At 51.0% G+C, this 13,562-nt stretch carries 13 protein-coding genes; 9 read left to right on the plus strand and 4 right to left on the minus strand.

The window, feature by feature from the left end:
- The first annotated feature begins 130 nt into the window (after window positions 1-130).
- The gene (gene ldtB / locus OGV74_RS18090; RefSeq protein ID WP_008784213.1) at window positions 131-1,051 is read left to right on the plus strand and encodes a L,D-transpeptidase; all 921 of its coding nucleotides are present in this window, start codon (window positions 131-133) and stop codon (window positions 1,049-1,051) included.
- Window positions 1,052-1,145: 94 nt separating this feature from the next.
- On the opposite strand, the gene OGV74_RS18095 is transcribed toward ldtB, so the two are convergent.
- Window positions 1,146-2,255, minus strand: a complete 1,110-nt coding sequence (locus OGV74_RS18095) for an anion transporter (protein WP_086503865.1) — start codon at window positions 2,253-2,255, stop codon at window positions 1,146-1,148.
- Window positions 2,252-2,725 (minus strand): manganese-binding transcriptional regulator MntR, encoded by a 474-nt coding sequence (mntR, locus tag OGV74_RS18100; RefSeq protein ID WP_003035264.1) that lies wholly within the window; start codon window positions 2,723-2,725, stop codon window positions 2,252-2,254. The genes OGV74_RS18095 and mntR overlap by 4 nt, the downstream gene beginning before the upstream one ends.
- A 186-nt stretch (window positions 2,726-2,911) precedes the next feature.
- Here mntR and mntS point away from each other — a divergent pair, with 186 nt between their 5' ends.
- Together mntS and OGV74_RS18110 are read left to right on the plus strand one after the other, a co-directional pair.
- On the plus strand, window positions 2,912-3,040 hold the full coding sequence (gene mntS / locus OGV74_RS18105) for a manganase accumulation protein MntS (protein WP_003836996.1): 129 nt from the start codon (window positions 2,912-2,914) through the stop codon (window positions 3,038-3,040).
- Window positions 3,041-3,316: 276 nt separating this feature from the next.
- Window positions 3,317-4,903: a phosphoethanolamine transferase gene (locus tag OGV74_RS18110; RefSeq protein WP_057063402.1), complete on the plus strand. Its 1,587-nt coding sequence runs from the start codon at window positions 3,317-3,319 to the stop codon at window positions 4,901-4,903.
- 64 nt (window positions 4,904-4,967) lie between these two features.
- Here the strand turns inward: OGV74_RS18110 and ompX are convergent, their stop codons facing one another.
- Window positions 4,968-5,483 (minus strand): outer membrane protein OmpX, encoded by a 516-nt coding sequence (gene ompX / locus OGV74_RS18115; protein ID WP_003035257.1) that lies wholly within the window; start codon window positions 5,481-5,483, stop codon window positions 4,968-4,970.
- A 353-nt stretch (window positions 5,484-5,836) separates the two neighbouring features.
- Between ompX and rhtA the strand changes: the two genes are divergently transcribed.
- The 6 genes from rhtA (at window position 5,837) to ybiO (ending at window position 12,514) form a co-directional block, all read left to right on the plus strand.
- Window positions 5,837-6,724 (plus strand): threonine/homoserine exporter RhtA, encoded by an 888-nt coding sequence (gene rhtA, locus OGV74_RS18120; protein ID WP_286521321.1) that lies wholly within the window; start codon window positions 5,837-5,839, stop codon window positions 6,722-6,724.
- 302 nt (window positions 6,725-7,026) lie between these two features.
- Entirely contained in the window at window positions 7,027-7,530 is a 504-nt protein-coding gene (gene dps / locus OGV74_RS18125; RefSeq protein WP_032936399.1) for a DNA starvation/stationary phase protection protein Dps, read from the plus strand.
- Between the two features lie 365 nt (window positions 7,531-7,895).
- Window positions 7,896-8,642, plus strand: coding sequence for a glutamine ABC transporter substrate-binding protein GlnH (glnH, locus tag OGV74_RS18130; protein ID WP_003035251.1), 747 nt, complete (start codon window positions 7,896-7,898; stop codon window positions 8,640-8,642).
- Window positions 8,643-8,779: 137 nt separating this feature from the next.
- Window positions 8,780-9,439, plus strand: coding sequence for a glutamine ABC transporter permease GlnP (glnP, locus tag OGV74_RS18135; RefSeq protein ID WP_003035248.1), 660 nt, complete (start codon window positions 8,780-8,782; stop codon window positions 9,437-9,439).
- On the plus strand, window positions 9,436-10,158 hold the full coding sequence (glnQ, locus tag OGV74_RS18140; protein WP_003035246.1) for a glutamine ABC transporter ATP-binding protein GlnQ: 723 nt from the start codon (window positions 9,436-9,438) through the stop codon (window positions 10,156-10,158). Before glnP ends, glnQ begins: the two co-directional genes overlap by 4 nt.
- A 118-nt stretch (window positions 10,159-10,276) precedes the next feature.
- The gene (gene ybiO / locus OGV74_RS18145) at window positions 10,277-12,514 is read left to right on the plus strand and encodes a mechanosensitive channel protein (protein ID WP_086503863.1); all 2,238 of its coding nucleotides are present in this window, start codon (window positions 10,277-10,279) and stop codon (window positions 12,512-12,514) included.
- Here the strand turns inward: ybiO and rlmF are convergent.
- Window positions 12,511-13,437: a 23S rRNA (adenine(1618)-N(6))-methyltransferase RlmF gene (gene rlmF / locus OGV74_RS18150; protein WP_048233309.1), complete on the minus strand. Its 927-nt coding sequence runs from the start codon at window positions 13,435-13,437 to the stop codon at window positions 12,511-12,513. The genes ybiO and rlmF overlap by 4 nt on opposite strands.
- Between the last annotated feature and the right edge of the window lie 125 nt (window positions 13,438-13,562).

A 13,562-nucleotide genomic window follows, 5' to 3' on the forward strand; every position in this document is an offset into this window, starting at 1 on the left:
AAAGGAAAAAAATGTGATTTAGTACACATCCGAATTCCTTGTTGCTCAGATTGCACATATAATGCGTGCCCAACACTACATAAATCTCAACCCACTAGCCTGCCTGGCACTGAATCTCGCATACATGAATATGAATATGAAATTAACAACGCTTTTCGCGGCGGCACTCGCAATAGTTGGTTTTTGTAATACCGCTTCAGCCGTCACGTACCCGCTGCCGACCGATGGTAGCCGTTTGATTGGCCAAAACCAGGTCATTACTATTCCTGAAGGCAACACCCAACCGCTGGAGTATTTTGCGGCAGAGTATCAGATGGGTCTGTCTAACATGCTGGAAGCCAACCCGGGCGTGGATACCTTCCTGCCGAAAGGCGGCACCGTGCTGAACATTCCTCAGCAGTTGATCCTGCCGGATACCGTGCATGAAGGTATTGTTATCAACAGCGCTGAAATGCGTCTGTACTACTACCCAAAAGGCACCAACACCGTAATTGTTCTGCCGATCGGTATCGGCCAGTTGGGCAAAGACACGCCAATCAACTGGACCACCAAAGTAGAACGTAAAAAAGCAGGCCCAACCTGGACGCCAACGGCGAAAATGCATGCGGAATACCGCGCTGCAGGCGAGCCGCTGCCAGCCGTTGTTCCGGCAGGTCCGGATAACCCGATGGGTCTGTACGCGCTGTATATCGGTCGCCTGTATGCTATCCACGGTACCAATGCTAACTTCGGCGTCGGCTTACGTGTCAGCCACGGCTGCGTACGTCTGCGTAACGACGACATCAAATTCTTGTTTGAAAATGTGCCGGTCGGCACCCGTGTACAGTTCATTGATGAGCCGGTAAAAGCCACGACCGAACCAGACGGCAGCCGTTACATCGAAGTACATAACCCGCTGTCTACGACTGAAGCACAGTTCGAAGGCGGGGAAATTGTACCGATTACCCTGACCAAGAGTATTACCAGCATCACCGGTCAGTCTGACGTCGATCAGGCCGTCGTCGAGCAGGCGGTACAGAACCGTTCTGGTATGCCGGTTCGCCTGAACTAATCTGCTATACATGCCCGATGGCGCTACGCTTATCGGGCCTACCAACACTGTAGGCCGGATTAGGCGCCAGCCGCCATCCGGCACACCACATCAATTACATCATCAGCAACAAACCATAACCCACCAGCGCCGCCCATATCAGCATCGGTACCGAATACCAATGAAAACGCCACCAGATCCGGCGGTCGTTTGCCATCCGTAACGCAATGAGATTCGCCAGCGATCCTGGCAACAGCCCAAAGCCGCCCACATTGACTGCCCAGGCCAGAAGCAGCGTTGGCGGGACGTAGTTCAGCAGCAAAATCGTACTGGGCACATTACTGATAAACTGCGACAGGCCAATGGCGGTCAGCCAAAGTCCCGGCGCTGAAAGCGCGCCAATCTGGTGGGTTGTCCCCTGCAGGGCCGGAAGCTGCGTCAGCAAGTGCACATCAATGAACATCGCCATAAACACCAACAGCAGCGTCCAGTCTACGCTGAGGATCACGCGGCGAGCCAGCACCATGAACCCTGCCGCCACAATCGCCAGACCCCACAGCTCTTGTTTTAACTCCAGTGCTGCAAGGAAGATGATATACAACACCAGACAGCCCCACACCAGACGCGGTTGCCAGTCAGGTGCGCGCGTACCGGTGTGATAATGCAATGCTTTATTCGGGAAACTAAACCAGCACAGCACCACCAGCGTCAGCATCATGGCCCCCGCAAGCGGCGCCATTTGCCAGGTAAACGCGATAAACGATAAGCCTGAGTGTCCCCACATCAGAATGTTTTGTGGATTGCCTATTGGCGTTAGCAACGATCCGGCGTTAACCGCCAGCGCCTCAAAGATAATCAGGCGATTCACCGGAATAGCGCACAATTTTTTCAGAGTGATGGTCAGCGGAACAACAATAAACAGCGCAACATCGTTGGTCAGAAACGTCGACAACAACGCCGCTGCCAGCACCATAAATATCGCCAGCTGGCGCTCTGTTTTGAAACGGCGGGTCATCTTGCGCCCTAACACATCGAAGTAACCGCTTAGCTCCACGCCTTTGGTCAGTAACATCAGGCCACTAAGCGTGATAATTGTGTGCCAGTCAATCGCTCCCGGCCACGACCGGGGGGTAAATGGCGTGAACAGGCTCAGTACAACCCCAACGATGATTAACAGCTGGAAAAAACGATCGCGCTTTAAGGCGCGTAATAAAGGAAAACTCATTCAGAGCCTGTTCCTTGCTGTTGCGTAAACCGGCTAAAAGCCTCCAGCGTTTCCTTACTGACGTGATGCTCCATCCCCTCCGCGTCGCGACGGGCAATTTCCGGACTGATACCTAACATCAACAGGAAATTCTCCACAATCTGATGACGCTCCCGACTTTCCTGAGCCAGTCGTTCACCTTCTGCGGTTAAAAACACGCCTCGCCAGGGGATCATTTCAATCAATCCGACTGAAGCAAGACGCTTAAGCATTTTAGCAACCGTCGGCTGGGAAACCCCAAGCCGTGCGGCCATATCCACCTGGCGCGCTTCACCTACCTCAATAATGAGATCGGAAATCAGCTCTACGTAGTCATCAATCAGCTCACGGCGATGCGCCTCCCGAACCTGACGAAACCCTTCAACGTGTTCTTCGACATTCACCAATTGCGTCACTTTTTTTGTTGTTGGCGTACCTGCGCGACGACTCATTCTGCTTCCTCGTTACTGTGACGCGTTAACGGCATCTGATTAGAGAGCACTCATTGTAAACCAGAGTTGCGCGGGCACAAAAAATTAACGTTTTAGCAATAGCTATATAATATAGCCTGTGCTATATCTGTATATAATAAAGACATCCCTCAAGGACTGATGGGATCGTGAAGTCAGGAGGTTTACATGAATGAATTTAAGAGGTGTATACGCGTGTTTAGCCACTCTCCCTTTAAAGTACGGTTGATGCTGATCTCTATGCTGTGTGACATGATTAACAGCAAACCTGAGAAGGATAAACCTTCAGAAAATTAATGCGGCGTTGCGGTACGCCGTTTCTTTTTCCTGCCGTCATCCGGGTACGGTGGTGGTTTTCGTCCCAATAACCCTTCTTTTTGTCAGTTTTGCCACGTCCCTCGCAAAACAATTTCTTTGTAGTAGTTGACCTTCTCTTGCGCACACTCTATCTTTTCGCAGCCCTGCGTATATTGCGGCTCGCGGATGCGGACCCTATCCCTCTTCTCGCTCTCTCAGGCAGGCAATGACCCTTAGCGCCAGGGTAAGCACATGGCGTTTTTGTAACAGTGGCATATGAATTTAACCCTCAAAGATTCAATCATTGCTCGTAGCCGGGCGATTAGTCCGTGGACTGGCCTCTATTTCTTACAGTCTCTGCTGATCAACCTTGCGCTGGGCTATCCGCTTAGCCTGCTCTATAGCGTTGCTTTCACCTGTATATTGATGCTGCTGTGGCGCAGCGCGCCGCGCGCGCAGAAAGTGCTGATTGGCCTTTGCTCGCTGATTGCGGCAATGTACTTTCCGTTCGGCCAGGCTTACGGCTCACCGAACTTCAATACCTTGCTGGCGCTGCACTCAACCAATATGGAAGAGTCCACCGAAATCCTGACCATCTTCCCCTGGTACAGTTATCTGGTTGGGGTATTTATTTTCGCCCTCGGCGTTATCGCCGTACGTCGTAAAAAAGATGAACAAAAGCGTGGCTGGAACAAGTTCGACAGCGTTTGTTTGCTGTTCAGCGTTGTCGCATTCTTTGTTACCCCGGTACAAAACCTGGCCTGGGGCGGCGTGTTCAAGCTGAAAGACACTGGCTATCCGGTTTTCCGGTTTGCCAAGGACGTGATCGTCAATAACAACGAAGTGCTCGACGAACAAGAGCGTATGGCGAAGCTGTCGAGCGTGAAAGACAGTTGGACCGTAACCGCCGTGAAGCCGAAGTATCACACCTACGTCGTGGTGATCGGCGAAAGCGCCCGCCGCGATGCGTTAGGCGCGTTTGGCGGTCACTGGGATAACACCCCGTTTGCCAGCTCCGTTAACGGCTACATCTTTGCGGATTACATTGCTGCCAGCGGTTCAACGCAAAAATCACTCGGCCTGACGCTGAATCGGGTGGTCGACAATAAGCCCCAGTTCCAGGATAACTTTGTCACCCTGGCCAACCGAGCAGGTTTCCAGACATGGTGGTTTTCCAATCAGGGACAAATTGGTGAATACGACACGGCCATCGCCAGCATTGCAAAACGCGCTGATGAAGTTCAGTTCCTCAAGAACGGTGACTTCGAAGCGGATAAAAATACCCGTGACGAAGCGCTGTTGAAGATGACCGCTCAGGTGCTGGCAACCGAGCGCACTCAGCCGCAGCTTATTGTACTGCATTTAATGGGCTCACATCCGCAGGCCTGCGACCGTACGCAGGGTAAGTACGAGACTTTCGTCCAGTCAAAAGAGACGTCTTGCTACCTGTACACCATGACGCAAACGGATGACCTACTGCGCCAGCTATACGATCAGTTACGTAATAGCGGTAGCAGCTTCTCGATGGTCTATTTCTCCGATCATGGCCTCGCGTTTAAAGAACGGGGAAAAGAGGTGCAGTACCTGGCGCATGATGATCAGTTCCAGCAAAATTTCCAGGTACCTTTCATGGTGCTGTCGAGCGATGATAAAGCGCATCGGGTGATTAAGGCCCGTCGATCCGCCAATGATTTCCTCAGCTTTTTCTCGCAGTGGACAGGGATTAGCGCAAAAGAAATAACCAACAGCTACCGCTTTATCTCAGAGAAAAAAGCCGGGCCTGTGTACATCACCAACTTTAAGCTGCAGAAGGTGGACTACAACCACCTTGGTACCGACATCTTCGAGACCAAATCTCGTTAACAGCTCATATTGCAGGCAAAAAAAATCCGCCCCGAGAGGCGGATTTTTCATATCACCGAAGTGATTAGAAGCGGTAACCCACGCCAGCGATCCAAGTGCCAACGTCAACGCTACGAATACGGCTCTGCTCGTAGGAGAAGTCCAGAGCAACGTTTTCGATCGGGTTGAACTGCAGACCAGCACCGTAAGAGAAACCGTAGTCGCTGGTGGTGTGGTTGTCAGCCGGGGATGCTGCGTTCTGGAATTTACCGTAACCAACACCCACTACACCGTAGATGCTTGCCCAGTCGTTCAGACGGTAAGCCGGACCAGCAGTGATGCCGTAGTACTGAGTTTTGTTGTAGTCGCCAGAAGCATCGGTACGATCTTTTTCAGTGTAAGTGAAGGAACCGATAACACCCAGCGGGTTGTTGTCCTGCTCGTAGCGATACTTCAGGTTGAAACCGTTCATTTTGTTCGCTGCGCCCTGAGCATCGCTCTGAGCGTAACCACCGGTAACGGTAGAAGTAGCAGCTACAGCAGTACCTGCGGAGAAAGCCAGAACAGCGGCCAGTGCTGAAAGACATGCAATTTTTTTCATAACCACCTCAAATGTGCTTCAAGTAAATCTTAAGTTTTAAATATACCAAAAATTGATGGGAAACTCTTTGCGATTAGCGATGTCTAACGGGGTCTTTCATGTAACAGAACATTTCAGAAATCCGCTATCTCTTTCAATTAACATCACTTTTCTAAAGTAAAATGCCATTATTGCGCGCACAATATGGCACATTCATCCAGATTATTCCTAATCACGCAGATTATTAATCCATCAGTTTCATGCCATTGTACGGAACTGAGCAATTTTTTTTTCAACGAATACTCAACCGCATGTGTGTATTTCCATTACACTCGCTGTTTTACTTCTATTGACATAATTTGACAGGAGAAAGGATGCCGGGGTCGTCACGTAAAGCGCCAGTCTGGTTGCCTATTTTGGTTTTGCTAATTGCTATGTCCTCCATTCAAAGCGGAGCATCTCTGGCGAAATCGCTGTTCCCGCTCGTCGGCGCGCCGGGCGTTACCGCGTTGCGCCTTGCGTTGGGCACCCTCATCCTTATCGCCTTCTTTAAACCCTGGCGTTTGCGATTCGCCAAAGAACAGCGCCTGCCCCTTCTGTTTTATGGCCTGTCTCTGGGCGGGATGAACTATCTCTTCTATCTGTCAATCCAGACCGTGCCACTGGGAATTGCCGTGGCGCTGGAATTTACCGGCCCGCTGGCGGTAGCGCTGTTTTCATCCCGGCGCCCGGTGGATTTCATTTGGGTTGCACTGGCTGTACTCGGACTGTGGTTCCTGCTGCCATTAGGTCAGGACGTTTCTCACGTCGATTTAACCGGTGCTGCGCTAGCGCTGGGGGCTGGTGCCTGCTGGGCCATCTATATTCTTACCGGGCAGCGAGCCGGGGCGGAACACGGTCCGGCAACCGTCGCAGTAGGGTCATTAATTGCAGCACTGGTATTTGTGCCAATCGGCGCGATCCAGGCTGGTGATGCCCTGTGGCATTGGTCCATTCTGCCGTTAGGCCTGGCCATTGCAGTCCTCTCTACTGCACTTCCCTATTCACTGGAGATGATTGCATTGACGCGCCTGCCGACGCGTACTTTCGGTACATTGATGAGTATGGAACCTGCCCTGGCAGCGGTTTCCGGAATGATCTTCCTCGGTGAAACGCTGACGCTTATCCAGACACTCGCTCTGGGTGCCATTATCGTCGCATCAATGGGCTCTACGCTCACTATTTGTAAAGAGCCACAAATAAAACAAGTCGACGTGAATTAACCACGTAATATTCTGCATGGTTTGCATAATCATGCAGAATATCCAATTGTAAATCTGCGTGATAATAATTCTAAAAAATATAATTTTCTCATCCGCATATTTCATTTAATCTCAAAATTAACATAAAAATAACACCCCGCAAGAAATACAACATTCAATTCATTGATTTTATTAGATATTTTATATTTACCCCTTCTTCGCTATTAAAGTAATAGGCAACACCGGAAAAAAAAATCCAAATTTAGCGCTATACTTAATTCCGTTGAAGAGTTGGGACATAAATATCAAGAGGATATGAAAATATGAGTACCGCGAAACTGGTAAAAACAAAAGCATCCGCCCTCCTTTATACCCGCAACGATGTGTCTGATAGCGAAAAGAAAGCGACCGTTGAACTGCTGAATCAGCAAGTAATCCAGTTCATTGACCTGTCATTGATCACCAAACAGGCTCACTGGAACATGCGCGGCGCAAACTTCATTGCGGTACATGAAATGCTGGATGGCTTCCGTACAGCCCTGACCGATCACCTCGACACTATGGCTGAACGCGCCGTACAGTTGGGCGGTGTGGCACTGGGCACAACTCAGGTTATTAATAGCAAAACGCCTCTGAAAAGTTACCCGCTGGATATCCATAACGTACAGGACCACTTAAAAGAGCTGGCCGAACGTTATGCCGTAGTTGCAAACAGCGTACGTAAGGCTATTAGCGAAGCAAAAGACGAAGATACCGCGGATATCTTTACCGCAGCCTCTCGCGATCTCGACAAATTCCTGTGGTTTATCGAAGCCAACATTGAGTAACCGCAGACATAAGAATTACCTATATAACCCTCGCTCCGGCGGGGGTTTTGCACATCTATGGTGCATAACATTGATCATTCGTCACTCCAAAGTAAATTATTTGTAATAATCACCTCACACAATCGTTAACGAAAGATTGTTTTATCAACAATTTTTACGCTAAATAGTCATACCGTTTGCACCGTGCCTGGTTCGCACCAAATGAGTGCCCCAAAACAGTGCAGATTACTCGCTTTGCCCTACTTATTGTGCAGAGAAACGAAACACCCTCTTGTTAAAACAATGAGTTGCAAAATTGGCACGATTCTTTCATTAAGCCATATGTTCTCGCAGGGGATCGCCCCGTGGATATAAAAGGAAATCCTATGAAGTCTGTATTAAAAGTTTCACTGGCTGCACTTACCCTGGCTTTTGCGGTGTCCTCCCATGCCGCAGATAAGAAACTGGTTGTCGCAACTGACACCGCGTTTGTACCGTTCGAATTCAAACAGGGTGACAAATACGTTGGATTTGATGTGGATCTTTGGGCTGCTGTCGCCAAAGAACTGAAGCTGGATTATGAACTGAAACCAATGGATTTCAGCGGCATCATCCCGGCTCTGCAAACCAAAAATATCGACTTGGCACTGGCGGGTATCACCATCACCGATGAGCGTAAAAAAGCGATCGACTTCTCTGACGGCTACTACAAAAGCGGTCTGTTAGTGATGGTGAAAGCGAATAACAACGACGTGAAAAGCGTGAAAGATCTGGATGGTAAAGTTGTCGCAGTGAAGAGCGGCACCGGTTCCGTTGATTACGCAAAAGCGAATATCAAAACTAAAGACCTGCGTCAGTTCCCGAACATCGATAACGCGTATATGGAACTGGGCACCAACCGCGCAGACGCCGTGCTGCACGACACACCAAACATTCTTTACTTCATCAAAACAGCTGGCAATGGTCAGTTCAAAGCTGTAGGCGAATCACTGGAAGCCCAGCAGTACGGCATCGCCTTCCCGAAAGGCAGCGACGACCTGCGTGAGAAAGTGAACGGCGCGCTGAAAACGCTGAAAGAGAACGGTACTTACAACGAAATCTACAAAAAATGGTTCGGTACTGAACCTAAATAATAACCGGTAGCGTTGCCCGGTGGCGTGATGCTTACCGGGCCTACGCCTGGATTTTTGAGACCTGTAAGCCGGATAAGCACAGCACATCCGGCAAAACGGGCATTTGAATATTTACACCACGGTAACAGGAACGACATATGCAGTTTGACTGGAGTGCCATCTGGCCCGCCATCCCGCTTTTGATTGAAGGCGCCAAAATGACCCTGTGGATCTCGGTCCTCGGTCTGGCTGGCGGTCTGATAATCGGACTTGCAGCAGGGTTTGCGCGTACTTTCGGCGGTTGGATCGCCAACCACGTAGCGCTGGTGTTTATCGAAGTCATTCGCGGTACGCCAATCGTTGTGCAGGTAATGTTTATTTACTTCGCTCTACCAATGGCATTTAACGATTTACGCATTGACCCCTTTAGCGCCGCCGTTGTCACCATCATGATCAACTCCGGTGCCTATATTGCGGAAATCACCCGCGGTGCGGTGCTCTCAATCCATAAAGGATTCAGCGAAGCCGGACTGGCCCTTGGACTTTCACGCACAGAGACTATTCGCCACGTTATTTTGCCTCTCGCGCTGCGTCGTATGCTGCCGCCGCTGGGCAACCAGTGGATCATCAGCATTAAAGATACCTCGCTGTTTATTGTCATTGGCGTCGCTGAACTGACCCGTCAGGGCCAGGAAATCATTGCCGGTAACTTCCGCGCACTGGAAATCTGGAGCGCCGTTGCGGTGTTCTATCTGATCATTACGCTGGTGCTGAGCTTCATTCTGCGTCGTCTGGAAAGAAGGATGAAAATCCTGTGATTGAATTTAAAAACGTTTCTAAGCACTTTGGTCCAACCCAGGTGCTGCACAATATTGACCTGAACATTCAACAGGGTGAAGTAGTGGTGATTATCGGGCCGTCAGGATCCGGTAAATCTACCCTGCTACGCTGCATTAACAAACTGGAAGAGATAACCTCTGGCGATCTGATCGTCGACGGTCTGAAAGTGAACGATCCGAAGGTAGACGAACGGTTAATCCGCCAGGAAGCCGGGATGGTGTTTCAGCAGTTCTATCTGTTCCCGCATCTGACGGCGCTGGAAAACGTCATGTTCGGGCCGCAGCGCGTACGCGGGGCGAATAAAGAACAGGCCGAGAAACTGGCGAAAGAACTGCTGGCGAAAGTGGGTCTGGCCGAGCGCGCCCATCACTACCCTTCTGAGCTGTCCGGCGGTCAACAACAGCGTGTGGCTATCGCCCGTGCGCTGGCGGTGAAGCCGAAAATGATGCTGTTTGATGAGCCAACCTCAGCGCTGGATCCAGAACTGCGCCACGAAGTTCTGAAAGTTATGCAGGATCTGGCGGAAGAAGGGATGACCATGGTGATTGTGACCCACGAAATCGGTTTTGCCGAAAAAGTGGCTTCACGCCTGATTTTCATTGATAAGGGAAGAATTGCCGAAGACGGTAATCCGCAGGCCCTGATTGAAAATCCGCCCAGCCAACGCTTACAGGAATTCTTGCAGCACGTTTCCTGATAGCTCTGCCTCCCTTCGCCCGAAGGGAGGTTTTTCACCAGAATCCTCTCATTTCAATTCTCTCCCGCCCTGACATCTATACTTATCCTTTTGAATTTATTTTCTCATGGGAGGAGTCATGCGCGGGATCCTGTTCATTTTTGTTTGTCTGTTGAGTTTCCCGACTCAGGCGGTGACGATACCTGGCGTCACCACGCCAACGTCAACCAACGCGCAAACCACACCGGCGAAAGAGCCGGATATTGAACAGAAAAAAGCGGCTTACGGCGCACTGGCCGATGTGTTGGAAAATGACGCCTCGCGTCAGGAGCTGATCGGTCAGTTACGCAAAGTGGCCACTGCCCCTCCTGCCGAGCCGGTGCCGACCATTGTCCCGCCCACGTTAACGGAAGAAAAAACGGTACTGGAAAACGTCACGGACGTCACCCGCCATTACGGTGAGGCGCTCTCCAGCCGCTTTGCCCAGCTTTATCGCAATATTACCGATGCCCCGCATAAGACCTTTAATCCGCAAACGTTCACCAATGCTCTGACGCATTTTTTAATGCTGGCGGTGTCAGTGTTCGGTTTTTTCTGGCTGATTCGCCTGTGCGCGCTGCCGCTGTATCGCAAAATGGGACAATGGGCACGACGCAAAAACCGCGAACGCAGCAACTGGCTTCAGCTTCCGGCGATGATCGTTGGCGCATTCATTATTGATTTGCTTCTGCTGGCGCTGACATTATTTGTCGGGCAGATACTGAGCGACAAAATGAACGCTGGCAGTCGCACGATCGCCTTTCAGCAAAGCCTGTTTCTCAATGCCTTCGCCCTGATTGAATTCTTCAAGGCCATTTTGCGCCTGATATTTTGCCCAACGGTGGCCGAGCTGCGCCCGTTTAACATTCAGGATGCTGGCGCACGCTACTGGAATCGCCGTTTGAGTTCATTGAGCAGCCTGATTGGCTATGGGCTTATCGTTGCCGTGCCCATTATTTCGAATCAGGTCAACGTGCAGGTCGGCGCGATGGCCAACGTCATCATCATGTTGTGTATCACGCTATGGGCGCTGTACCTGATTTTCAGAAACAAGAAAGAGATAACGCAGCATTTGCTGAATCTGGCGGAAAGATCCCTCGCTTTTTTCAGTCTGTTTATTCGTGCTTTTGCGTTGGTATGGCATTGGCTGGCCAGCGCCTATTTCATTGTGTTGTTTTTCTTTTCGCTGTTTGATCCGGGCAACAGCCTGAAATTCATGATGGGCGCTACGCTGCGCAGTCTGGTAATCATTGGAATTGCCGCCTTTGTTTCCGGCATGTTTTCCCGCTGGATTGCCAAAACTATTACCCTTTCGCCACACACTCAGCGCAGCTATCCGGAACTACAAAAGCGGCTGAATGGCTGGCTGTCGACGGCGTTAAGCGTAGCCAGGATCCTGACAGTGTGCGTTGCGGTGATGCTGCTACTGAATGCCTGGGGACTGTTCGACTTCTGGAACTGGCTGCATTACGGTGCAGGAGAAAAAACAGTGGATATCCTGATCCGTATCGCGCTGATTTTATTCTTCTCCGCCATCGGCTGGACGATTCTCGCCAGCCTGATTGAAAATCGTCTGGCTTCCGATATCCACGGTCGTCCGCTGCCCAGCGCTCGTACCCGCACCCTACTGACACTGTTTCGTAACGCACTGGCGGTGATCATCAGCACGATCACCATCATGATTGTGTTGTCGGAAATCGGCGTCAATATCGCCCCCTTACTGGCCGGGGCTGGGGCGCTGGGGCTGGCTATCTCTTTCGGCTCGCAAACGCTGGTAAAAGATATTATTACCGGGATTTTTATTCAGTTTGAAAATGGCATGAACACCGGCGACCTGGTGACCATTGGCCCACTCACCGGTACGGTTGAACGGATGTCCATCCGTTCTGTGGGCGTGCGTCAGGACACCGGGGCGTACCATATCATTCCCTGGTCATCGATAACGACCTTCGCCAACTTTGTGCGGGGAATTGGATCGGTCGTCGCCAATTACGACGTAGACCGCCATGAGGATGCGGATAAAGCGAATCAGGCGTTGAAAGATGCGGTTGCTGCGGTGATGGAAAAAGATGATATTCGCGGACTGATTATCGGCGAGCCGTCGTTTGCCGGGATTGTAGGATTAACCAATACGGCATTCACACTACGGGTCTCGTTTACCACCTTGCCGCTGAAGCAGTGGACGGTACGTTTTGCGCTCGACAGCCAGGTGAAGAAATACTTCGATCTGGCCAACATACGCGCCCCGGTACAGACGTATCAAGTGTTGCCTGCACCAGGGAATGGCCCAACGTCTGCGGCAAGCGAACCGCTGCCGCCAACCGAGCCAACGCTTTAGCGTTTACGCGCCATAAAACGACGACGCTGATCGTTATCCATAAAGGTCCAGGCAATAAAGCGACTCTGCTTTTGCCCCTGGGCCATCTCTTTCTTGACCACTTTCACCGCGCCCGCATCCGTTAATGCGTGGTACAGCGGAGGCAAATTCTCGCCGCGCGAAACCAGCGTGGTAAACCACATAACCTGACGGCCAAAAGCCTGGCTTTCGACGATCATTTTTTTGATGAACGCTACTTCGCCGCCTTCACACCACAGCTCCTGCTGTTGTCCGCCAAAGTTCAGCGCATCATCTTTATCTTGCCCCAGATTACGACGTTTACGCTCGCTTCCTGCGCGGGCTGAGGCCGCAGAATCATGGAATGGCGGGTTACACAATGTGGCTTCATACTGCTCATTTTTGTGAATGATACCGTTGAAGATTGCCGAAGCATCTTTCTGACGACGCAGACGAATAGCACGGGTTAACCCCGGATTGCCGTTTATGATCGCCTGAGCGCTGTTAAACGCTTCGCTACTGCTCTCACTGCCCGTGAATCGCCAGCCGTATTCATGCACGCCGATCAGCGGATAAATACAGTTTGCCCCTACGCCTATGTCCAGGATGCTCGCATTTGCCGGAATGGTTCCGCTGGTTTCCCCCAACAGGTCGGCCAGGTGGTGAATGTAGTCAGCGCGACCAGGAACTGGCGGGCACAGAAAACCGTCTGGAATATCCCAGTGTTTCACCGCATAAAAATGCGCCAACAGCGCCTTATTGAGCGCCTTGACGGCCTGCGGATTGGCGAAATCAACACTCTGCTCGCCGCCGGGCGTGAGGGTGAGAAATTGCGTCAGCTCTGGGGTAACCTGGCATAAAGTCGCAAGATCATAACGGCCATTGTGGCGGTTGCGTGGGTGTAATCCCGGTTTCTGGGCGGACATAGCATTCTCCTTTTAACAGCGGCGTAAGATACCCGCATAACGCCACGCGGTAAACACACACAACAAGGAAATTTGATTTTTTACGCCTGTTTGACGCTTTGCTGATTGTTCGAAAAACAGACAGT

Source organism: Citrobacter sp. Cf116 (assembly GCF_030336505.1).
Taxonomy (GTDB): Bacteria; Pseudomonadota; Gammaproteobacteria; order Enterobacterales; family Enterobacteriaceae; genus Citrobacter; species Citrobacter freundii.